This is a genomic window from Cellvibrio sp. ARAG 10.3 (assembly GCF_051846955.1).
GTDB lineage: Bacteria > Pseudomonadota > Gammaproteobacteria > Pseudomonadales > Cellvibrionaceae > Cellvibrio.
In genome coordinates, this window is record NZ_JBPYCU010000004.1 from 73,464 (window position 1) to 95,436 (window position 21,973).

19 protein-coding genes and 1 tRNA gene are annotated in these 21,973 nt (G+C 53.3%); 8 read left to right on the forward strand and 12 right to left on the reverse strand.

Translation table 11 applies throughout. The features are described 5' to 3' along the window. Positions 1-136 precede the first annotated feature (136 nt). From ACSV5M_RS06740 to trmJ, 3 genes are all read right to left on the reverse strand, one after another. Positions 137-1,324, reverse strand: a complete 1,188-nt coding sequence (locus tag ACSV5M_RS06740; protein WP_439174884.1) for an IscS subfamily cysteine desulfurase — start codon at positions 1,322-1,324, stop codon at positions 137-139. Positions 1,325-1,353: 29 nt separating this feature from the next. Further along, positions 1,354-1,851 (reverse strand): Fe-S cluster assembly transcriptional regulator IscR, encoded by a 498-nt coding sequence (gene iscR, locus ACSV5M_RS06745; protein ID WP_439174885.1) that lies wholly within the window; start codon positions 1,849-1,851, stop codon positions 1,354-1,356. 156 nt (positions 1,852-2,007) lie between these two features. Then, entirely contained in the window at positions 2,008-2,814 is an 807-nt protein-coding gene (gene trmJ, locus ACSV5M_RS06750; protein WP_439174886.1) for a tRNA (cytosine(32)/uridine(32)-2'-O)-methyltransferase TrmJ, read from the reverse strand. Between the two features lie 406 nt (positions 2,815-3,220). On the opposite strand from trmJ, the gene ACSV5M_RS06755 reads away from it, so the two are divergent. Further along, complete coding sequence (locus ACSV5M_RS06755) at positions 3,221-4,024, forward strand: inositol monophosphatase family protein (protein WP_439174887.1); 804 nt, start codon at positions 3,221-3,223, stop codon at positions 4,022-4,024. Positions 4,025-4,047: 23 nt separating this feature from the next. Here ACSV5M_RS06755 and ACSV5M_RS06760 read toward each other — a convergent pair whose 3' ends face one another. The 6 genes from ACSV5M_RS06760 to queA all read right to left on the reverse strand — a co-directional run bounded on the left by ACSV5M_RS06760 (position 4,048) and on the right by queA (position 12,742). Further along, positions 4,048-5,058: a TerC family protein gene (locus ACSV5M_RS06760; RefSeq protein ID WP_439174888.1), complete on the reverse strand. Its 1,011-nt coding sequence runs from the start codon at positions 5,056-5,058 to the stop codon at positions 4,048-4,050. A 35-nt stretch (positions 5,059-5,093) separates the two neighbouring features. Then, positions 5,094-7,103: a PAS domain-containing protein gene (locus tag ACSV5M_RS06765; protein WP_439174889.1), complete on the reverse strand. Its 2,010-nt coding sequence runs from the start codon at positions 7,101-7,103 to the stop codon at positions 5,094-5,096. A 103-nt stretch (positions 7,104-7,206) separates the two neighbouring features. Further along, positions 7,207-8,367: a protein translocase subunit SecF gene (secF, locus tag ACSV5M_RS06770; RefSeq protein ID WP_439174890.1), complete on the reverse strand. Its 1,161-nt coding sequence runs from the start codon at positions 8,365-8,367 to the stop codon at positions 7,207-7,209. A 17-nt stretch (positions 8,368-8,384) separates the two neighbouring features. Further along, complete coding sequence (secD, locus tag ACSV5M_RS06775; protein ID WP_439174892.1) at positions 8,385-10,262, reverse strand: protein translocase subunit SecD; 1,878 nt, start codon at positions 10,260-10,262, stop codon at positions 8,385-8,387. Between the two features lie 239 nt (positions 10,263-10,501). Beyond that, positions 10,502-11,635: a tRNA guanosine(34) transglycosylase Tgt gene (gene tgt, locus ACSV5M_RS06780; protein WP_439175239.1), complete on the reverse strand. Its 1,134-nt coding sequence runs from the start codon at positions 11,633-11,635 to the stop codon at positions 10,502-10,504. Between the two features lie 39 nt (positions 11,636-11,674). Further along, complete coding sequence (gene queA / locus ACSV5M_RS06785; protein WP_439174893.1) at positions 11,675-12,742, reverse strand: tRNA preQ1(34) S-adenosylmethionine ribosyltransferase-isomerase QueA; 1,068 nt, start codon at positions 12,740-12,742, stop codon at positions 11,675-11,677. A 172-nt stretch (positions 12,743-12,914) separates the two neighbouring features. On the opposite strand from queA, the gene ACSV5M_RS06790 reads away from it, so the two are divergent. The 3 genes from ACSV5M_RS06790 to ACSV5M_RS06800 all read left to right on the forward strand — a co-directional run bounded on the left by ACSV5M_RS06790 (position 12,915) and on the right by ACSV5M_RS06800 (position 14,720). Further along, positions 12,915-13,001 (forward strand) — tRNA-Leu (locus ACSV5M_RS06790). A gap of 226 nt (positions 13,002-13,227) precedes the next feature. Beyond that, on the forward strand, positions 13,228-14,136 hold the full coding sequence (locus ACSV5M_RS06795) for an adenylate/guanylate cyclase domain-containing protein (RefSeq protein WP_439174894.1): 909 nt from the start codon (positions 13,228-13,230) through the stop codon (positions 14,134-14,136). A gap of 89 nt (positions 14,137-14,225) precedes the next feature. Further along, positions 14,226-14,720, forward strand: coding sequence for an RDD family protein (locus tag ACSV5M_RS06800; protein ID WP_439174896.1), 495 nt, complete (start codon positions 14,226-14,228; stop codon positions 14,718-14,720). Positions 14,721-14,786: 66 nt separating this feature from the next. Here ACSV5M_RS06800 and lptG read toward each other — a convergent pair whose 3' ends face one another. Both lptG and lptF read right to left on the reverse strand, forming a co-directional pair. Further along, positions 14,787-15,974, reverse strand: a complete 1,188-nt coding sequence (gene lptG, locus ACSV5M_RS06805) for an LPS export ABC transporter permease LptG (RefSeq protein ID WP_439174898.1) — start codon at positions 15,972-15,974, stop codon at positions 14,787-14,789. After that, the gene (gene lptF / locus ACSV5M_RS06810) at positions 15,967-17,088 is read right to left on the reverse strand and encodes an LPS export ABC transporter permease LptF (protein ID WP_439174899.1); all 1,122 of its coding nucleotides are present in this window, start codon (positions 17,086-17,088) and stop codon (positions 15,967-15,969) included. The genes lptG and lptF overlap by 8 nt, the downstream gene beginning before the upstream one ends. Before the next feature lie 405 nt (positions 17,089-17,493). On the opposite strand from lptF, the gene ACSV5M_RS06815 reads away from it, so the two are divergent. Genes ACSV5M_RS06815 through ACSV5M_RS06825 form a run of 3 tightly spaced genes read left to right on the forward strand, consistent with a single transcriptional unit; the run spans position 17,494 to position 20,271 of the window. Continuing rightward, entirely contained in the window at positions 17,494-18,987 is a 1,494-nt protein-coding gene (locus ACSV5M_RS06815) for a leucyl aminopeptidase (protein WP_439174900.1), read from the forward strand. 6 nt (positions 18,988-18,993) lie between these two features. Then, entirely contained in the window at positions 18,994-19,425 is a 432-nt protein-coding gene (locus ACSV5M_RS06820; RefSeq protein ID WP_439174902.1) for a DNA polymerase III subunit chi, read from the forward strand. Between the two features lie 27 nt (positions 19,426-19,452). After that, positions 19,453-20,271, forward strand: coding sequence for a hypothetical protein (locus ACSV5M_RS06825; protein ID WP_439174904.1), 819 nt, complete (start codon positions 19,453-19,455; stop codon positions 20,269-20,271). Here ACSV5M_RS06825 and ACSV5M_RS06830 read toward each other — a convergent pair. Continuing rightward, positions 20,268-21,497: a sugar efflux transporter gene (locus tag ACSV5M_RS06830; protein ID WP_439174905.1), complete on the reverse strand. Its 1,230-nt coding sequence runs from the start codon at positions 21,495-21,497 to the stop codon at positions 20,268-20,270. The two genes, ACSV5M_RS06825 and ACSV5M_RS06830, sit on opposite strands and share 4 nt — an antisense overlap. A gap of 144 nt (positions 21,498-21,641) precedes the next feature. Here ACSV5M_RS06830 and ACSV5M_RS06835 point away from each other — a divergent pair, with 144 nt between their 5' ends. Beyond that, the gene (locus ACSV5M_RS06835; RefSeq protein ID WP_439174906.1) at positions 21,642-21,968 is read left to right on the forward strand and encodes a hypothetical protein; all 327 of its coding nucleotides are present in this window, start codon (positions 21,642-21,644) and stop codon (positions 21,966-21,968) included. Positions 21,969-21,973 lie beyond the last annotated feature (5 nt).

The following is a 21,973-nucleotide window of genomic DNA, read 5'->3' on the forward strand; positions in this document are numbered from 1 at the left end:
TCCGGTTGTCCCGGAGTATCTGGAGTCGTCCCGCGACTCACTACGACTAAAAACGGTTATTAACTTGTTGTTAGCGCCGGTTGTAGCCACCGGCTTTTTATGCCTTTTATTTACTGACCGGTATGCCGGCAATAATTCACTGTTTTTGCAATTGTTTGACGACCTGGCGGATATGTTCCGCCGCAAAGGCAATCTCGTCTGCCGTGGTATATCGACCCAAACTGAAACGTACCGATGCATGGGCAAGGTCATCCGCCAACCCTATCGCCTTTAAGACATAACTGGGTGCAATACTGGCTGAATTACAGGCGGAGCCCGTGGAAACCGCCAGATCCCGCAGAGACAGCAATAACATTTCGCCATCACACCCGGCAAAGGCCACATTCAGATGGCCGCAGGCACGAGCCTCCGGATGGCCATTCAGGGAAATGCCGGGTAAATCAGCAATGCCCTGCCACAGCTGATCGCGCAAAGTGGCAATCCGCACTGGCTCTTCGCTTAATTGTTCACGTGCCAGGTCAGCCGCTTTGCCCATCCCGACGCATTGATGAGTCGCCAGGGTACCCGAACGATAGCCTCGCTCATGTCCACCACCGTGAATTTGCGCCGCAATTTTAACGGCCGGATCACGCCGCACATAAAGCGCGCCAATACCTTTAGGCCCATACATTTTGTGGGCTGACAATGACAGTAAATCCACCGACTGCTGTTGCACATCCAACCCGAGTTTGCCGGCACTTTGCGCCGCATCCACATGAAACAGGCAGGCATGAGCGCGGCAGATTGCGCCCAACCCGGCGATATCATTGACAGTGCCCAACTCATTATTAACGTGCATGATGCTGACCAAAAAGGTGTCGTCACGCAGCGCGTCGCGCAGGGCTGAGCCGTGTACACGGCCGTACTGGTCAGGTTGCAAACGCGTTACCTGAAAGCCTTGCTGCTCCAGCCATTGGGCTGGGTCCAGCACTGCTTTATGCTCAATGGCCGACACGACAATGTGGCCACCTTCAGTGTGCGCTTCACGGTAGCGGGCAGCCGCGCCTTTCAGTGCCAGGTTATTGGCTTCGGTGGCACCGCTGGTCCATACAATCTCGCGCGGGTCAGCATGAATTAATGCCGCCACTTGTCCGCGCGCTTCCTCAACCGCCTCTTCCGCTTGCCAGCCATACACATGGGAGCGAGAGGCCGGGTTGGCAAAGTTACCGGAAAGGGTCAGACACCCCATCATGGCGTCGGCCACTTCCGGGGCTACCGGCGTCGTCGCGGCATAGTCCAGGTACACTGGCTTGCGAAACGGGCTGGATTCAGGAATCGGTTTCACGCTCTGACGGCTCAACAACTATCAATCAATTAAAGAATTTCACTGCACGCGATATGACGCTCGGCATCATAAGGGGGCTTAATCTGCTGCAGGCGATCATCCTGCCGCAGACGTACCTGCTGGATATCCCCTCGCGCCACTAGGTCCGCAAGCGATATGCCATCCAGGAAATGATGGATTTGCACGCTCAGGTCCTGCCACAAGTGATGGGTCAGGCACACTTCACCATCCTGACAATTACCCTTGCCCTCGCACCGTGTGGCATCCAGGGATTCGCTCACGGCGTCGACCACCTGCGCGATGGAAATGTCGGCGGTATTACCTACCAGGCAATACCCGCCACCGGGACCACGCACACTGCGGACTAACTTGAAGCGACGCAACTTGGCAAACAGCTGTTCCAGATAAGACAGGGAGATACCTTGCCGGGCGGAGATGTCAGCCAAACTCACCGGACCCTGCTCGCTGTGCAGCGCAAGATCCAGCATCGCCGTCACCGCATAGCGGCCTTTGGTCGTCAGTCTCATAGCAATTTCCGCCCATTAGCAGGTGGGAGAGCCAATCGCGCTCGCCTCGATAGTGAGATGACGCGATTTACCCGGTGCAATTAACCGAGCATTTTACTCAAGTATTACGCATTTTCCAATCTGTATTTACTTGGGCTTTGTGATAGAAGAAATCAATCAAGCATCAGAGGTTCTAGCGTCGTCCGTTGCATCCGGCTTGATCTGGTCCAGCTTTTTGTTGGTGTAGAAGATGTAGTTCTGCATGGATGTCAGCACACCGCGCAGAATATTGAGTTCCATCTGATCCAGGCGCACCCGGTTATATAGCCGGCGCAACCGGGTCATGGTTTGCTTGGGATTTTCGGGATCGAGAAAGCCCAGCGACACCAGTGTTTCCTCGAGATGGGTGTAATAGGCACCCAGCGACTCCGCCGTCGCGGGTGGCATATCCCATTGGTGCTGCGTCAGTGTTTTGCCTTCTGCAGCCATGAGGTACGCCATACGAATTTCATAGCAAACGACTTGCACAGCCGTGGCCAGGTTAAGCGAGCTGTATTCCGGGTTGGCCGGAATATGAACGTGGTAATTGCATTTGTGCAATTCCTCGTTGGTAAGCCCACGATCTTCGCGCCCGAAGACCACTGCTACCTGATGCTGACCCGCCTCCTGCCATACGCTTTCGCCGCATTCCCGGGGGTCAAGTAAGGGCCATGGAATCCGCCGCTCGCGCGCACTGGTACCAACTACCAGCCCGCAACCGGCAATCGCCTCGTCCAGCGTATCCACCACCACCGCGTTATCCAGCACATCGGTCGCACCCGCCGAACGCCACACAGCCTTATCTGAAGGGAACTCTTTCGGCTCAACCAGATACAGGTTTTTGAGCCCCATATTCTTCATCGCCCGCGCTGTTCCGCCAATGTTGCCGGGATGGGTGGTATTCACCAGGACGATGCGAATATTGGAAAAAGGATCGACGGACATGGGCGACTCTCAATAACGAATGGGTTGGTCAAAGGGCGCGCAGTGTAACAAAAACTGTTGTCGGGCTGTACCGGCAAGCAATTGCCCTATAGAAAAGCTTTTGCTTTTGCTTTTGCCTTTTCCTCAACGCACGGTGAATTTCTGAAGGGTTTCCGGTAGTGGGTCGGGAGACCATCAGCGGCATGGAATGGATGCCGCTGTTGAGCCTCCAGGGATGGATTTACGGCGTGTCTCCCGACCCACTACCGGAAACCCACACTCCCAACTCAAATCGCACCATTTACCGCTGGAGCACACTGATAACGGCTGGTATACTCCGCGCCCTCTGGCGAGAGGCGCGATTTCTGCGACCTGCGGCCCCTGCTCTTTTACATCTTCCCTCACAACCTTGTTGACTGGTGCTCTCATGGAACCCATGCTGAACATTGCTCTGCGCGCTGCGCGCAAAGCGGCTGAACTGATTGAACGCTCTTTTGAACGCGTTGACCTACTTACCATTGAAACTAAAAGTCGCAATGATTTTGTTACTGAAGTCGACAAGGCTGCTGAAAAAGAAATTATCTACCACCTGCGCAAAGCCTACCCTGATCACACCATTCGCGGCGAAGAAGGCGGCACCCAACAAGGCAAAAATCCGGATTACGAATGGATCATTGATCCGCTGGATGGCACCACCAATTTTATTCATGGCGTTCCCCACTTCTCGATTTCCATTGCCTGCAAATACAAGGGCCAATTGGAGCATGCCGTTGTTCTCGATCCGGTGAAGCGCGAGGAATTTACCGCGAGCCGCGGTCGTGGTGCATCGTTAAATGGTCGTCGGCTTCGTGTTTCACCACGCCGCACCCTGGAGGGCGCGCTGATCGGAACGGGCATTCCCTTTAGCGGTTACGCATTCGACAATATTTCAGCCTATCTGTCTTGTGTACAGGAAATTGCCGGTCAAACAGCAGGTATTCGCCGTTGCGGTTCTGCTGCACTGGATCTGGCGTATGTGGCTGCCGGCCGTTTTGATGCGTTTTGGGAAATGAATTTAAACGAGTGGGATATTGCAGCTGGTATCCTGCTGGTAAAAGAAGCCGGCGGTTTGGTCAGTGATTTCAACGGCGGACAAACCTATTTGGATACCGGTCATATTGTGGTGGGTTCACCCAAGGTGTTTAAGCCGATATTGCAGATCGTGCAAAAGCACCTCGGGTATTTGAAATAAATAAAACATACGGTGGCGACGGGTTATTTTTTGGTGTCGCCACCCTCTCTACCTTTCTTGCCCGGGCTACCCGGTACCCACCATTTGCCCGCTGAATCCGCCGCTTCTTCAGCTGGCATGCCACGGGTTTTCCACATAGAAAACAGCATCGAACCACCCACCAGCAACGCCGTGATAAGTAATGCCACTTCCGTCGGAATGACCTTGGTGCCAAACCAGGCGTTTAATACCATCTTTGCACCCACCACGACCAACACCAGCGACAAGCCGTACTTGAGATAATGGAAGCGATGGATAACACCGGCCAGAGCAAAATACAGCGCGCGCAATCCGAGGATGGCGAAAACGTTTGAGGTGTAAACAATAAACGGATCGGTGGTGATCGCGAAGATCGCGGGAATGGAATCCAGCGCAAAAACAACATCGGTAATTTCTACCAGGATCAACACCACAAAGAGCGGCGTCATATAACGCACACCGTTCTGAACAACAAAAAATTTACTGCCAACGAATGTCTCCGTCACGCGAAAACGTCGGCGCATAAATGTCACGATGCGGTTATTTTCAATGTCCGGTTCCTCACCTACCGTGATCAACATTTTAATACCGGTAAAGATCAGGAAAGCGCCAAACACATAAATCACCCAATGGAAGGCGTCAATCACCGCCGCACCCACCAGGATCAGGGTAGCACGCAATACCAGCGCGCCCAGGATACCCCAGAACAACACGCGGTACTGGTATTGGGGCGGCACCGCAAAATGGGTGAAGATCAACACAAAGACAAAGATGTTATCGACGCTGAGGCTTTTTTCGATGAGATAACCTGTCAGAAACTGATAGCCGGAAGTTTCGCCCATAAACGCGAAAATTCCTCCTGCAAATATAAACGCAAGCACCACATAACCCAGACTCAAAAGAAGCGCATGACGAACGGTGATCTGCTTGTCGCCTTTGTGTAGCACACCCAGATCCAGCGCCAGCAGGCACAACACAAACACGTTAAACCCTACCCACAGCCACACGGTATCCATCTATTCCTCTCTTGGATTGCGGTTTTTGAACGACCTCAATGATCGGTTAACAATTGATTCAGTGTATGGATGAGATGATTAATTTCAACCGGTTTGGTGAGGTAATCATAAAAGCCGGAATTGCGCCCACGCTCAACATCATAGGGCATCGCATTGGCCGACAACCCTACGACAGGAATATTGCTGGTTACCGAATCACGCTTTAATACTGACAGCGCTTCGTAGCCATCCATCCCCGGCAGGTTGATATCAAGGATGATGACATCCGGTTGTTCACTGCGCGCCTTGTAGATACCCAAAAAGGCTTCTTCCGCGACATCCAATTGCAATTGCGGATAGCGCGCGAAGAGTTGTTGCAGCAACCGAATATTGGAGGGATTGTCTTCGATATAAAGAATTTTTTTGGTCTGCTTTACCTGAAGTTCGGTGGGCGCATATTTATTCTGGTGTTTGGGAGACACGATTAAATCCTGGTTCCATTCCCGTGATAAGGGTAAATCAATCCAGAATTCCGTGCCCACACCTTCGGTACTGGTGAAGTCCAGTTTACCGTTCATCATCTCCACCAATTGTTTGGTGATGACCAGACCCACACCGGAACCTTCTTCTTTACTGTATTCCGCGTTGAGACGGTTAAAAGGCTGGAACATTTCCCGCTGGCGGTTGGCGGCAATACCGGGACCATTGTCGCGCACGGCGATGCGCATCTCATTACTTTCCAGCAAGCCGAGCCGCAATTCAACCTCGCCACCCATAGCGTTATATTTAACGGCATTACTCAACAAATTAATCAGCGCTTGCTTAAGCCGCACGTTATCCGCCACAACGTAGGTGCTTTCCAGTTGATGCAGGTTGGCATACAGCTTGATACTTTTGGCATCAGCCTGGGGCTGAACCAGCGTAAAACATTCGGCCACAACACGCGAGGTTAAGACGGGCTCCAGCGAAACCGTCATCTTGCCCGACTCAATCTTGGCCAAATCAAGCACATCATTAATGAGTTGCAGCAAGTGTTCGCCCGCTTTGCGAATCTCGTGCAAATTGTCTACCTGGTTGTGGGTCAGATTGCCGTCATATTCAAATAATTGTGCGTAACCGAGAATCGCATTTAAGGGCGTGCGCAATTCATGGCTCATACTGGACAAAAATTCTGACTTGGCCTGATTGGCTTTTTCGGCGGCAATCTTGGCTTGCAATACCCGTTCTTCGGCACGTTTGATATCGGTGATATCCATATTCGTACCGGACATACGAATCGCACGACCCTCCTCATTGAAATACGCGCGACCGCGACAGCGTATCCAGCGAATCTCACCTTGGGTGCTGATGATGCGGTATTCGAGATCAAACGTACCTTTATTCTGAAGGTGATCCGCCAAGGCCTGATCAAACTTTTGCAAGTCATCAGGATAAATATGGTTACGCCATACTTTGAGGCGATCTTCCCCCTGGGTCAGTACGTCATCCTGATCCTCGTAACCCAGCAGCTCCCAGCAACGGCTGGAAAAATGAAACCCACCACGACCAGCGTACCACTCCCAGATACCGTCATTGGACGCCTGGATAATACGCACCTGCCGCGCTTCGCTTTCGCGTAGCGCAGCTTCGGCTTCTTTTAATTCGGTGATATCGAAATTTACGCCGGAGATATACAGCGCGCGTCCCGTTTCGTCACGAATAGAATCGGCGCGCGCCTGGGTCCAGATATAATCGCCCTGCTTGGTGCGAATTCGGTAACAAATATTTAGCGGTATACCGCTGCGCAAATGCTCGCGAGTGGCTTCGCGCACATCCTCAACATCATCGGGATGTATAAATCCGTAGAGCTGCCGGACATCATTGATTGCCGCTTCATCTTCAGGACCATAACCCAACTGCGCCCAAAAGCCACCGGACCAATCGATATGCTGGGTGGCCAGATCCCACTCCCAAAAGCCGTAGCCACTGCCATTGAAGATGCGTTGAAAGCGCGCCAGTGTCTGGCGCAACGCAGTGACGTCGTCGCTCTGGCTGAGGTCGTCGCGGAAGCTATGGTGTAAGGACATGAATAGTTTTCTTATCGGGGCAAAGTGGTTGAAACGATAAACCAGAAAAACGGTGATTGCCAGCCCATAACAAAACAGCGCCCTCAGGCGCTGTTTTGTTAACTCAAGGAGCTTCGTCGAACTCCGCCCCCTCTTTCACCGGGGGTAACAAATCTTCTTTGGTAATATTGAGCCCCATCAACATGGCAGCCGCGATATAAACCGAAGAATAGGTACCCACACCGATACCGATTATCAAAGCCAGGGCAAACCCACTGATTAACTCACCGCCAAAGATATACAACATAAATAACGTCAATAACGTGGTCAATGAGGTCAGGACAGTCCGTTCAAGCGTTTGACTCAGAGAATAGTTGATTACTTCTGCCGATTCACTTTTACGCAGCGTACGAAAGTTATCGCGAATGCGGTCAAACACCACGATGGTGTCGTTGATCGAGTAACCGATCACCGCGAGTACGGCCGCCAGCACAGTCAAATCAAAGTCCAGATGAAAGATAGAAAAGATACCCAGCACAATAATAACGTCGTGCATCAACGCAACCACCGCACCCACGGAGAATTTCCATTGAAAGCGAATGGCTACATACAGCATCACCACGATTAACGCACATAAAATACCCAAACCACCTTCGTCGCGCAGCTCTTCACCGATTTGCGGCCCGACAAATTCGCTGCGGCGTAATTCAGCAGTGGAACCAGCTTCATTGGATAAACGTGCTAATAAATGATTAGCATAGACCGTATCCAGTGTTCTTTCGATGACCACTGCTGTATCTGCATTGCGAGCTTCAAATTCCACATCGCCATACACGCTCTCTGAAAATATACCCGCTTGCTGTAGTTGCGCCGGCGTAATGTTGCTGATCAGCAACTGGTGGGCAAAACGTTCTTTCTCGCGAGGAGCACGCTCCACTGCTGCGACATTAACATCCTCACCCAGGGCAGAAAGCTCGCGCTCAAGTTTTATCAACGCGCCGTCCTGCATGGAGCCCTGGGTGCGAATCAGTACTTCGCTTTCAGAGCCGAACAGCACTGCAACGGGACTTTGAAGCCCTTCATCCACCAGAATGCTGCGAATTTGAGGGATATCGGCGGGCTGTTCAAAACCTACTTCCATCTGGGTACCACCGGTAAAATCCAGCCCCAGCTTCAGGCCGTTAACCGCCAGCGAAACGATGGAAGCAATTACCAGCAGGATTGAGAAGGCAGATGCAAACTTACGCACCCCCATAAAATTGATCACTTTAGGTTCCTGTGTCATAGCCATCTTCTCGCTGTTTAGATCCAAAGTTTCTGAAGGTTTTTACGACGCCCGTACACCAGGTTCACCATGGCACGGCTGCACATAATCGCGGTGAACATTGAAGTAAGGATGCCCACCGACAGGGTGACGGCGAAGCCTTTGACCGGCCCGGTGCCTATCGCGTAGAGAATGATCGCCACAATCAGCGTGGTGATGTTTGCATCCAGGATGGTGACGAAGGCGCGTTCGTAACCACTGTAGATTGCTGCTTGAGGCATGGAGCCATTTTTCAGCTCCTCCCGAATACGGGAGAAGATCAACACGTTCGCATCCACCGCCATACCGATGGTCAACACAATCCCGGCCATACCCGGCAGGGTCAGGGTCGCGCCCAGAATGGACATCACACCAACAATCAACAGTATGTTCAGGCCCAGCGCAATATTGGCAAACAAGCCAAACACCCGGTAGTAGACCAGCATGAAGATCAACACAATCAGCATGCCCCACTTCACCGCGCTCATACCTAATGCGATGTTCTCCGCTCCCAGAGACGGGCCAATGGTTCGCTCTTCCACAAAATACATAGGCGCTGCCAGGGCGCCCGCACGTAGCAACAGCGCCAGTTCAGACGCTTCAGCGGAATTATCGAGGCCGGTAATACGGAATTGGACGCCCAGGGCGGATTGGATGTTGGCCAGACTGATGATTTTGCGCTCGACCAGTTGCACCGGCTTTTCAATGGTTTCACCAGCGGCATTGGTGCGGGTTTCCATGCGGGTTTTGTATTCAATAAACAAAATCCCCATCCGGCGACCGACATTATTGCGCGTTGCACGGTGCATCTTGGTGCCGCCCGCGCTATCGAGGGTGATGTTCACTTGCGGCATATTGGTTTCAGGGTCAAAGCTGCTGCTGGCGTGGGCCACATGGTCACCCGTCAGGATGAGCTGCCGCTCAAGAAACGCATTGCCGAACCGTTGCTGGTCAACTTCGCTGCGGTAGGAAAACTCTTCTTTGGCGGACACCAGGGCGTCGGGCGTGGCTTCCAGACGGAATTCCAGATTAGCGGTTTTACCGATAATACGTTTGGCCTCAGCGGTGTCCTGCACTCCCGGCAATTGCACGATAATGCGATTGCGCCCCTGGCGTTGCACGATAGGCTCGGAAACGCCCAGCTCATTCACCCGGTTACGGAGCGTGATCAGGTTTTGGCTTAAGGCGTAGTCTTCAATCTCACGTACTGCCGCTTCACTCAACTCCGCCGTAAAGACAAATTCCTCACCCTGGGTATCGGGTTCATTGAACAGGATATTGGGATAGTCGCTGCGAATTTCGCTCAGGGCCTGATCGCGCAATTCTTCCGAACGAAAACGCGCCACAATCACATTGTCACGATTTGCTGCCACATCGCTGTAGCGAATCCGCGCCTTGCGCAATTTATCCTTGATCTCATCCGCCGTAATTTCCTGACGCTTGGCAATAGCGGCGGCCGTGTCCACTTCCATCAAGAAGTGAACACCGCCCGACAAATCCAGGCCGAGCTTCATCGGTGCAGCACCCAGGCTGCTCAACCAGTCCGGGGTGGTCGGTGCCGAGTTAAGTGCAATGATGTACGAGGTTCCCAAGGCATTTTTGAGTGCCCGCTGGGCACGAATTTGCTGGTCGCCATTGTCGAAGCGAACCAGTGCGGATTTCCCGTTTGCTTCAGCACCGAAATATTGAATGCCGGCATCGTCAAGCGCCTTCTCGATACGCTGCAAGACTGCCTGATCAATCTCTGTACCGCTGGACTCACCGGAGATCTGCAACGCAGGGTCAGGGGTATAAATATTGGGAACCGAATAAATGAAGCCGAGAATGGCCACAAATAAAATGAGGAGGTACTTCCAAAGCGGATAGCGGTTCAACATAGGATTTTCCGTGACAATTTTTCGCTGTGGCTAGTTATTGGGTGCCTGCAGACGTGACATAACGGGCAACAGACTTGTTATTCACCGTCTCCAGGGTGCAACCTCAAGATGGTGTAGTTCCGGTGCGGCAAACGGGCGACATGTTGCCGCCGCGCTAAACCCGCCATAAAAGGGCCGGATTATACCGATTTAACAGGATTCAACAACGCGCGCCGTGAGGGCACGCATCATGCCGCTCATTACGGCAGGGCTTCCGGTTGAGGTGCCGGCGGCACGTCCAGACCCTGGTTGCCATAAAACTCCGCCAGAAAAGCCTCAAAAGACCCCTCACTCAGCGCGGTGCGAATACGCAACATCAATGTCTGGTAGTAACGCAGGTTATGAATGGTATTGAGCTGGGCGCCGAGCATCTCATTACATTTGTCGAGATGATGCAGATAGGCGCGGCTGAAGTTCTTGCAGGTGTAGCAATCGCAGCTGGGGTCCAGGGGACCTGTATCAGTCCGGTATTTGGCATTGCGCAGTTTCAACACGCCAGCCGTCGTAAAGAGATGGCTGTTGCGCGCATTACGGGTAGGCATGACGCAATCGAACATATCAATACCGCGGCGCACCCCCTCCACCAGATCTTCCGGCTTGCCAACGCCCATCAGGTAACGCGGCTTGTCGTGCGGCATATGGAGAGCCAGGTGATCCAACACCCGCAGCATATCCTCTTTTGGCTCGCCCACTGATAGGCCGCCAATAGCGTAGCCATCGAAGCCGATATTGACCAACCCCCCCAGGGACTCGCTGCGTAAACCTTCGTACATACCGCCCTGGACAATGCCGAAGAGTGCCGAAGGGCTGTCCCCATGGGCCGCCTTTGAACGTTCGGCCCAACGCAATGACAACTCCATGGACTCCCGCGCCCTGGCCTCATCGGCGGGGTACGGCGTACATTCATCGAAGATCATCACGATATCCGAACCCAGGTCACGCTGGACCTGCATGGAGGTTTCCGGATCAAGAAACACCGGGCTGCCATTAATAGGTGACTTAAATGAAACTCCGGCTTCGGTAATCTTGCGCAGTTTGCCCAGGCTGAATACCTGGAAACCGCCGGAATCAGTCAAAATCGGCCCCGACCATTGCATAAAATCATGCAGATCACCATGCAATTTCACTACCTCTGTGCCGGGGCGAAGCATCAGGTGAAAGGTGTTGCCCAGGATAATCTGCGCGCCGGTATCTACGACGTCGCGTGGCAACATGCCTTTTACCGTGCCGTAGGTACCCACCGGCATAAAGGCCGGCGTTTCCACCACACCGCGCGGAAATTTCAAACGTCCACGGCGGGCGTAGCCGGTGTGAGAATCCAGTTCAAACTGCATAAAGGATTGGCGCTTCACGGTTAACCTTCTTTCGCTGGTTCAGGATTGACTGATTTCGCCCACTGCCTCGGTGTGAGCAGCAGGGTTCCGGGTAATGAACATGGCGTCGCCATAACTGAAAAAACGGTACCGCTGTTCCACCGCCGTGGCGTAGGCACCCATGGTGTTGCGGTAGCCGGCGAACGCCGAGACTAACATCAACAACGTTGACTCCGGCAGATGGAAATTGGTAACCAACGCGTCAACTACCCGAAATTGATAGCTGGGGTAGATAAAGATCGAGGTTTCGCCCTGATAGGGTTGGATGACGCCGCTGTGGGCTGCACTCTCCAGACAGCGCACGCTGGTGGTACCCACGGCGATAACCCGTTTGCCCGCCGCCTTGGTAGCCGTAACCAAACGACAGACTTCTTCTCCGACCTCCATGACTTCACTGTGCATCTTGTGCTCAGTCACTTGGTCAACCCGCACCGGCTGGAAAGTACCCGCGCCTACATGCAGCGTCACAAATGCAATCTGCACGCCCTTGTCACGCAATTGCGCCAACAATGCTTCATCAAAATGTAAACCTGCCGTTGGCGCCGCCACCGCACCCTGCTTGCGACCATAGACGGTCTGGTAGCGTTCACGATCCTCTGCCACATCAGCCCGATCAATATAGGGCGGCAGTGGCATATGGCCGATACGTTCCAGCACCGCGAGCACGCGTTCATCGGCCGGAAAGCTCAGCTCAAATAACGCCTCGTGACGCGCTGTTACGGTCAAGCGGGTGCCGTCTTCCAGAAGAATGTCGGACCCCACCTTGGGTGATTTACTGGCCCGTGTGTGCGCCAACACACGCTGTTCATCAAGAATACGCTCCACCAGAATTTCTACCTGGCCACCCGTGGCTTTTTGCCCGAATACCCGCGCCGGAATCACACGTGTATCGTTAAAGATCATGAGATCACCCGGCTCAACCAGATCGAGCAACGCCGGAAAATGGCGATGCTGTACTGCACCGCTCTCACCGTCGAGACATAACAATCGGCTGCCGCGTCGCTCTTTGGTCGGCTCGCGGGCAATCAGTGTTTCGGGAAGATGATAAAAAAAATCCTGGCGACGCATGACAACAGAAGTCTGTATGAGTTGATTGAAAGGTGGGCAAGGTTATAGCAAATTGCCGATGCTGGCTATGACTCAGCGAACGCAGAAAAAAACCGATAATTATTCTTCGTGGAATTGAAGTGCTTTTACCTGTTGACGCAGCAAAAGTCGTTGATATAATGACGCCCGCTTTGCCAGAGTGGTGAAATTGGTAGACACAGGGGATTCAAAATCCCCCGCCCTTAAAAGCGTGTCGGTTCGAGTCCGACCTCTGGTACCACAGCCTTCCCCCGCTTTCTTCTGTTTTACGCGCTAGATTCCTCTCCCGCATATTGCGCCAGCTTTCATCCGCAGGTAGCCCTTTATCATGCGCAAGCGGTATCATGCTGCCACAGCCGTTAAACGCACGTTTAACAATCACTTTATTACCGTCGTATAGCTTGCAGATTTTTTATAGTCAGAAACTATTCAGGATCAGTACGCTTATCGATCAGTTGCAATCGGCCATGACAATAACCAACGCTCCGACTCAACAACACGCCATCATGTTTGCCGATGTATCCGGCAGCTCGGCGTTGTATAAGCAGGTCGGTAACGAAAAAGCCAAAGCTATCATCGATGAAGCGATCAATTTCATGGTGGCGTTGACGATCGTGCATGAAGGCACGGTGGTTAAAACCATCGGCGATGAAATTATGGCGCGTTTTGATGACTGTACCCAGGCCTGCGAAACGGCTTGCGCCATCCAGCACCGTTGTCTTAAAGAGCCGCAACTAACCGGGCTTTCCATTCGAATTGGCATTGCGTTTGGACCGACACTGCTGACCGAGAATGATGTATTCGGTGATACGGTGAATGATGCAGCCTGCGTTGCGCACATTGCCCGTGCAGGCCAAATTGTCTTGACACAATCGGTGGTAGACCAGCTCTCGGCCGGGTTGCTGGATAAATGCCAGATGTATGACCGTATCCATACCAAAGGCGACAGCAGCAAAACCGTTATTTATCGGTTGTTATGGGAAACCTCGCTGCATCGCGAACGTGCCGCCACTATCGTGATGGCAACCCATGAAGTGACACGTTTTATCGAAAAATTCCAACTGAAGCTCACCTTGGGTAAGCGCGAGATCTGTCTGCTACCCGATCAAATGCCTTACAAAATCGGACGCGACCCGGAACAAACTCATTTGCAGATTGATAATCATGTGGCATCCCGCGACCACTGCCACATCGAATTTCGCCGTGGCAAATACGTGTTGGTGGACCATTCGACCAACGGCACTTATGTCTGCGGCACAGATCAGGCACCGATTTATTTACGTCGTGAAGAGCTGCCACTGCAAGGTACGGGCGCTATTGGTATCGGCCAGCCGACCGATATCGCCGGCGAATGGCTGATTCAATACCAACTCTAAATGCTGGTTTCGGATCCCGTCGACTGGCTTCTTATTTCAACAAAACTGCTACAATCCGCGTCATCTTATTTTTATGTTAGCCATCGTTTATGACCGACCTCAACACTACCACTCCCGAAACAAACACCACGCCTATTCCCACCGCCGGTGTCTTACGCCGTTTCGCCGCTATTGTGTATGACGCTTTGCTATTGATTGCCATCAGCATCGGTTATGGCGCTTTGGCTTTGGTTATTAATGTACTTATCCAGGGCGAACCGCCGGCGGGCGAAAAAGTACAGTGGGGGCATTGGAGTATTCTGGTGTTTATCGGGTGGATGCTGACGCTCGCCGCGTTTTTTTGTTACTTCTGGCGCAGATCAGGCCAGACTTTAGGCATGCGCGCCTGGCGAATGAAGCTGGTCGATCTCGAGTATAACACCCCGCGCCTCAAGCAATGTTTTTTACGCTGTCTCATCGCACCTTTTTCATTACTGCTTGGCGGAGTGGGTTATTTCTGGCGCTGGTTCGATCCGCAAAAAATGACCTTGCATGATCGCGTGAGTAAAACCCAGGTGATTGTGTTGCCGAAGGATAAAAAATAACAACGCGACCTTCGTGAAGTTGCCCGGAGCGATGTCAGGGCTTTTTCTGAAAGCCCTGAGTAATTCTCAACGGGCACGATTCAATAAATACAGCCCCAGCAGCGCGCATAACAGAATCGGGATCGCCACCGCAATAATCGGCGCAAATCCGAACACCACGCTGGACGGCCCCAATAAACTCTGCACCAGGCGAAACACCACACCAAAGACCACCCCGGTGAAGATCCGCTGCCCCATGGTCACTTCGCGCAAGGGACCAAAAATAAACGAGATGGCGATCAATACCAGACTGACGGTGGCAAGCGGCTGCAATAATTTCTCCCAATAGGCCAGGCTGTAATCGCTGCTGCCCAACCCCTGCCCTTCCAGATAATTGATGTAGTAATACAGGCTCCTGATCGACAGGGTTTCCGGCTCGGCGACCACGATATTCAACAAAGTGGGCGTGAGCGGTGTTTCCCAGCGTCGACCGGGCAAACTCTCGCTACGGGTGACCAAATGACGCGCTGAATCGGGATTGGAGGTAGCTGAAACGGCGGCTTCCTCCACGGCCTGAATGAGTTCAGCGTCCGCAGAAGATTCATTCAGTTTCTCGCCGACATCGGGCACTTGCAGTGCGTCCTGGGTTTCAAAATAGGTCACCGCAATATTTTCTTCCTGCCAGTAACCGTCCTGGTAAATCGCCTGTTCACTGAAGCTCGCCGACAGCAGATGGCGCTCATCGTCAAACTTATAGCGGGTCACACCGTACAGTACACCGTTCGGTAGCACGGCATTAAAGTGCATAAACTCATCGCCTTCGCGATTCCACATGCTGCCCTGTTCAACTTTCGCCTGGGGCTTATTCAGCATGATGGCTTTGCGGCTTTCGCCCACCTGGTCTGTGTAGGGAATAACGAATTCACCCAAGGCCACAGCCAACATGATGAACCACAGCACCGGCTTCAATACCATCCAGGTGATGCGGCGGGTCGAGACGCCTGCTGCGCGCATAATCACCAGTTCGCTGGAGCTGGCCAGCATACCCAGCCCCACCAGACACCCAATCAGGCAGGCAAAGGGAATGATCTCGTATAACCGGCGCGGCAAGGTGAAGCCGATATAGATCAACATCTCCAGGATGGTGTAGTTCGCGCGCAGCCCGTCCATTTCATCAATCAGGGCCGCCACAAAAAACAGGGCCATGATGACCAGCAATACCATACCGATGGCGGACGTTACCGAGCGGGAAATGTAGCGGTTGATCTTACGCATGGCTCACCTCCGCCGCTCGGCTGCGACGGCTCTGGCGCCATAATCGCAGGTTGTGCCAGTTCACCATCAGCAGCGCCAGCCCCAGATACAGAATGTGGATGATCCACAAGCCGGGCATCAGCGGCCATTTGCCGGCATCCATCACACCGCGCACACCGATGAGCGCGCCCAGGTAAAACAGGTAGATGATGATAGCCGGCAGCATCTTCAGATAACGGCCCTGACGGGGGTTGGTACGGCTCAGCGGCACAGCCAGGATGGCGACAACCAACACCAATATAGGCATGGAGATTCGCCATTGAAGCGCCACCCGGCTTTCCAGGTCGTCGGATGCCAGTAATTCGCTGGTGGTGCGTGTATCCGCCTCATTGGTGAAGGCTGCCGAACTGTCGGCAGGCGTCAGATAGGCACCGTAGGTACCAAATTCCATCACCTTGTAATTATTGTTGCCGGGTAAACCTTCATAGCGATAACCGTTATGCAACACCAGATACCGCTGCCCGTATGTCGGGTGAACCATCTGCTGGCCGGACTCAGCCACGATCACCGCCACACTCTCCTGTGACATGTCGCCGACCACCTGGGCCACAAACACATGATTCAATCGCTTGCGGTTGTTACTCACACTTTCGACATAAGTCATCGCCTGGCCGCGCCCCAGGGATTGAAAGCGCCCTTCCTGCAAACTGTCGAATTCGCTGCGGTGGCGTTGCTCATCGAGCATCAATTCGGTTTGCCGGGCACCCATCGGGCTCAGCCAGAGGCTGAAACCGGCTACCAGCACCGCCACCAGCATTGCTGAGACAAGGGTGATATTCACCAGCTTGCGCTGACTCATGCCGCAGGCCGACAACACCACCATTTCACTCTCGATATACAAGCGCCCGTATACCAGCAGGATGGCAATGAAAAATCCCAGCGGCACAATGAGTTCAAGGAATCCAGGCAGGCGATAGCCGATCAGACTGAAAAGAATGTCCACTGAAATCTTGCCGGTGGTGGCTTCCGCCAGATAGCGGGCAAAACGACTGCTCATCGTAATCAGCAGCAAGATACTGCTTACCGCGAACATGGTGAGCAGGATTTCGCGGCTAAGGTAACGAAAAATTATCACATCAATATCCCGATCAATTAGCGCTCATAGGCGGCGCCGAGACACAAGCGTTTGAATTCTGTTCTATTTGCGGGCGCGTATTGTGCCGGCATCCGGCTGATGGACAAATAATCTGCCGGACAGTTGCTACAGTGCGCCAGCGCGAGTTCACATAATTGCAGCGCACAACACTGGTAAAACGCATCGGTGCCCGAGGCAAGCCACGCAAAAGTGTGGCATTATCACGCACAGAAACATTTTTGTCTTGAGTCGATTTTTCTTAATTTAACAAGCCCGCAGCTGCCTCGCGGAATTACCGAAATACCGAGTAACAAAGAAGGACAATTTTTAAACGCCCTGTTTGTGCCCTAGCGTTTCAGCAATTCCCCCGAGCTGCCCCCGGGTCTTCAGTCCAAGGGAAGCGCCATGCAATATACCGCCAAAACACTCGATATCATCAAACAACGCAGCCATTGCCTGGTTGTCGCCTGTTACGAAGGCGCCACACTGTCCGATGCAGCTTCCGCCGTGAACATGGCGGGCCAACAGCAGTTGGAAACGCTGGTCAAGCGCGAGGAATTTAAAGGCAAAGCGGGACAAAGTTTGCTGCTGCTGAATCCCATTGGTATCGCCGCCGATCGTTTGTTACTGCTGGGTTTGGGCTCTCCCGACAAGGATGGAGCCGTGAGTGTCGAGAATTTCCGCAAAGCCGTGGCCAAAATTCCCGACGCCCTCAAATCTACCCCCTCGCGGGAGATCGCTGTCAGCCTGGCGGATATCAAGGTCAAGGATCAGGATATCAACTGGCAGGCGCGGCAGGTTGCCGAGGCACTGGAACTCTCGACCTACCGTTTTGATAAATTCAAAAGCCAACCGTCGGAAAATGGTTTCGCCCCCACCAAGCTCATCTTCGGTTGCGATAAAAAACAGGTGACTGCAGCAACGCGCGGCCTGGAAACCGGTAAGGCCATCGCCCTGGGTATGAACCTCGCCCGCGACCTGGGCAACCTGCCCGGCAACGTCTGCACCCCGACCTATCTCGCCAATGAAGCCAAGCGCCTCGCCCGCAACCAGACCAAGCTTACGGTGAAGGTGCTGGAAGAAAAACAGATGAAGGAGCTGGGGATGCATTCCCTGCTGTCCGTGGCAGCTGGCAGCGACCAGCCTGCCAAGCTGATTGTGCTGGAATATAAAGGCGGCAGTAAAAATGACGCGCCCATCGCACTGGTCGGTAAAGGTATTACCTTCGACACCGGCGGCATCAGCCTCAAGCCCGGCGCCGGTATGGATGAGATGAAGTTTGATATGTGCGGCGCGGCCAGCGTACTGGGCACCTTCCACGCCCTGCTTGAACTGGACTTGCCCATGAACGTGGTGGGCGTTATCGCAGCCAGCGAAAATATGCCCAACGGTAATGCCACCAAGCCCGGCGATATCGTTACCTCCATGTCCGGCCAGACCATTGAGATCCTCAACACCGACGCTGAAGGCCGCCTGGTATTGTGCGATGCCTTGACCTACACCGAGCGTTTCAAACCCAGGACGGTGATCGACATTGCCACGTTGACCGGCGCCTGTGTGATTGCCCTCGGCAACCATGCCAGCGGTTTGTACAGTAACCGCGAGGAACTGGCACAGGCGCTGCTCAAGGCCGGCCAGGAAGCCAACGACCGCGCCTGGCAGATGCCGCTGTGGGATGAATACCAGAAGCAACTGGACAGCAACTTTGCCGATATGGCCAATATAGGCGGACGCGAAGCCGGCAGTGTCACCGCCGCCTGTTTCCTGTCGCGCTTCGCGAAAAAGTTTGCCTGGGCGCACCTGGATATTGCCGGCACGGCGTGGAAATCCGGCGGGGCCAAGGGCGCTACCGGCAGGCCCGTACCGCTACTGGTGCAATACCTGCTCAACAATCAGTAGGGTTCTATGACGCATATCGATTTTTATATCCTGCCTGACGAGGCCGGCGCCGCCCGCTGGCATTTTGTCTGCCGGCTGATTGAAAAGGTGACCCGCTTGGGTCACCGCGTACTGGTCACACTGGATGACCCTGCCGAGGCACAGCATCTTGATGAGCTGCTGTGGACGTTCAAGCCGGAAAGTTTTATCCCACACACACGGCTTCCCAGCGATACCCAGGAGCAGGTCGAACTGACCACTGACCTGCTAACGGAAATCCCCCTGCACAACCATCACAACGTGCTGATCAACCTGAGCCGTTCCATTCCAACTTACTTCAGTCGCTTTGAACGTTTGAGCGAAGTTGTGATTCAACAACCAGAGATATTAAAAAATACGCGCGAGCACTACAGCTTTTATCGGGAACGAGGCTATCCTATTCAACATCGTCACCTATAGATTCAATATTCTCGCCGGAACCGGGTTATGGCCGACAACAAAGGTAAAACCAAAGCCGCTATCCTTCATGAACTGGAGTCCATAAAAGGGCTGTTACTGGAAGATGATGAAATTCCGATCTTGCAGGAAACCATTGCCGATCGCGCACCGGGTTCTGATCGTCCGCTACCCAAGCGTGACCTGGATGAGCTGCACGATGTCTTTCAAGCCTTAAGCCACAACATCAGGAATGCCGCGGGAAAAATAGGCGCGCCCACACCGCCGGCGCGACCGTCCGGCTTGCTCGACGCCTTGGTTCATCCACAAAACAGGACCTCCCCAATCAAACCGGAGGCAACCGGTAAGCAGGCTTCATTGTTTGGGGACACCAGACCCGGTGATAGCCAGCTCAATGATAAAAAGTTCAGTGATAGCAAACCGGATAAAACGGCAAGCGATGCTGACGAGGATTATCTCGACCAGGCCACTGTCGACCCGACAGAAGAGCCGAATGAAAAATGGAAAGAAGCGGCTTTTGATCAGCCGCTGAATTACGCGGTGAACAAATCCATCACCCCGCCACCGCGCCCTGCCCTGGCTAAAGCCAGTGGAGAGAATCCGTTTTTGCCGCAGCATATCCGCGCACGCTTGCACGGCAATAATCCACCACCGCTGTTTGATCCCGCTACGGCTGAAAAACCCATGGCCGTCAAAGCAAGTAAGCCAGCGGAGGAACCCTTTAATCGCCAACAACTCATCCGCGAGGTGACGGCGGCAGTCATGCCCCAGATCGAACAGGAGTTACGCCAACGCCTGCACGCGCTGACTGATGAACAGTTGCAGGATCTACTCAACGATCCCGATTAATCCTGCTCGGTTGCGGGAGCCGGTGTTGAGTATGAGCGCACCGGCTTGACCAATCCAAACGCCAGAATAGCCAGAACCACCACGACCAGGTTGGCAACGAAGACACTCTGGTAACCAAAATAGTCCGCTACCAGTCCCACCATCAAACTGCTGAGCAGGTTGCCCATGTGGGTGGTATTGGTATAAAGCGCCGAGGCACTGCCGGAACGTCCCGGGAGCAACTCCTGAATCACCGACACGCCAAGCCCCGCCAGCACACCGATAAAAATTGCGTTAAACAGCTGCAAAACAAACAGTTGCCATAACGCATCCGCCACCACAATCCCGCCATAAAGCAGCAACGCCGCCACACCGGCCAAGCGAATCATCGCGATCAAACTGACCCGGGCCGCCAGGTGACCGGCCAATAACATAAACGGCACCTCCAGAAAGGCCGTGGTCCCCATGATCCAGCCGCTCCACTCGGTGTCGATATTCAGGTTGTCCTTCAAATGTAAGGGCAGGCTGATCAGGTAGGCGTTGTTGGCGCCCCACATCAGGGAAAAGGCAACCAGACAAAATAGCAGTGAACGTTTTACCGCGGGAGAAAGGGGGCCGACTTGTGTCAGCAACTGTTGTCCGTCTTCAGTGGGGGTATCCAGTGTCTGGCGGAGGCGAGGCAACAGTTTAATGCTGATGATGCCGACCATCGCAAAGAGCCCTGCCGCCACACCGTAGGTAGTACTGAAACCCAGATAAGACGCCATGAGAAAACCCGCTGGCGGGCCAGCCACCCAGGCAAAAGCAATCTGCGCCCGGACAATTGCATTAAACAGGGGTACGCGTTCAGGCGGAATATGACGATCCGCATAATCCAGGCTGTATGCCAACATCTGCGAGAAGGACACCATCGACAAGCTGAACAGGAACATGGCCGTCGCAGCAACCACCCAATAGTTACGCGAAACGGCAAAGATCATGCAGGACACGGTGCCGACAAAACAAAACCCCGCGACTAACGGACGGCGATCGGCAAGGCTGTCAGACCAACGGCCAATCCATTGGTTGTAAGCAATGCTGGTCAAGGCAATACCCGCAAACGGGATGCCCACCAACAAAGGACGCACACCGATTTCCTTGGCTAAAAAAACACTCAGTGTAGGCAGGACCAGGGCGCCGACCACACCGACAATAAAAAATAACAGGTAGATCCCCAAGGCAATGGGGCGAAACAGGGTCGCGATCACAGCAATTCCACAAGGCATCAAAGGAAACAATGGCAGCTAGTCTAGCAGACACCGATAACAAAGATTACGTCAAAATTTGTGAAGCCAGACGGGTCGGCGTACACTTCGCGATGTCGGTATTATTCAATTAACCAGGTGCCCCTTATGCGTTGCCTCAGTATTCAAATCAAGCCTGACGCTGTTGCTGAATTTGATAAAGATGATTTTCTGAAACGCGTTCGTGGATTGGGAAGGTCGCCGGAAATAGATGACTTTGAAGAACGGAATATCCGCCACTTGCATTTTAATTTTTTTACCGAGTTACCTGAACAATTGTGGCAGGAAATAAAAGAAAAATTATATGGCGATAACACTTACGGATCTTACCTTGGCAGCGTTTCACTGGTAGCTTGCGAGGGTGAATCACGCGCGGAAGATGTATTGCTTCACCACTTCGACCCCACCGAAAAACTGGATCGATTTTCACAATAATCCTC

Excerpts from the sequence above, each read along its gene's own strand:
- ACSV5M_RS06820 (WP_439174902.1), top strand. The coding sequence starts at position 18,994 with ATGACGCATATCGATTTTTATATCCTGCCTGACGAGGCCGGCGCCGCC.
- queA (WP_439174893.1), bottom strand. The coding sequence starts at position 12,742 with ATGCGTCGCCAGGATTTTTTTTATCATCTTCCCGAAACACTGATTGCC.
- ACSV5M_RS06760 (WP_439174888.1), bottom strand. The coding sequence starts at position 5,058 with ATGGATACCGTGTGGCTGTGGGTAGGGTTTAACGTGTTTGTGTTGTGC.
- ACSV5M_RS06765 (WP_439174889.1), bottom strand. The coding sequence starts at position 7,103 with ATGTCCTTACACCATAGCTTCCGCGACGACCTCAGCCAGAGCGACGAC.
- ACSV5M_RS06815 (WP_439174900.1), top strand. The coding sequence starts at position 17,494 with ATGCAATATACCGCCAAAACACTCGATATCATCAAACAACGCAGCCAT.
- ACSV5M_RS06755 (WP_439174887.1), top strand. The coding sequence starts at position 3,221 with ATGGAACCCATGCTGAACATTGCTCTGCGCGCTGCGCGCAAAGCGGCT.
- ACSV5M_RS06795 (WP_439174894.1), top strand. The coding sequence starts at position 13,228 with ATGACAATAACCAACGCTCCGACTCAACAACACGCCATCATGTTTGCC.
- trmJ (WP_439174886.1), bottom strand. The coding sequence starts at position 2,814 with ATGTCCGTCGATCCTTTTTCCAATATTCGCATCGTCCTGGTGAATACC.
- secF (WP_439174890.1), bottom strand. The coding sequence starts at position 8,367 with ATGACACAGGAACCTAAAGTGATCAATTTTATGGGGGTGCGTAAGTTT.
- ACSV5M_RS06800 (WP_439174896.1), top strand. The coding sequence starts at position 14,226 with ATGACCGACCTCAACACTACCACTCCCGAAACAAACACCACGCCTATT.
- secD (WP_439174892.1), bottom strand. The coding sequence starts at position 10,262 with ATGTTGAACCGCTATCCGCTTTGGAAGTACCTCCTCATTTTATTTGTG.
- lptG (WP_439174898.1), bottom strand. The coding sequence starts at position 15,974 with ATGCGTAAGATCAACCGCTACATTTCCCGCTCGGTAACGTCCGCCATC.
- ACSV5M_RS06825 (WP_439174904.1), top strand. The coding sequence starts at position 19,453 with ATGGCCGACAACAAAGGTAAAACCAAAGCCGCTATCCTTCATGAACTG.
- ACSV5M_RS06835 (WP_439174906.1), top strand. The coding sequence starts at position 21,642 with ATGCGTTGCCTCAGTATTCAAATCAAGCCTGACGCTGTTGCTGAATTT.
- tgt (WP_439175239.1), bottom strand. The coding sequence starts at position 11,635 with ATGCAGTTTGAACTGGATTCTCACACCGGCTACGCCCGCCGTGGACGT.
- iscR (WP_439174885.1), bottom strand. The coding sequence starts at position 1,851 with ATGAGACTGACGACCAAAGGCCGCTATGCGGTGACGGCGATGCTGGAT.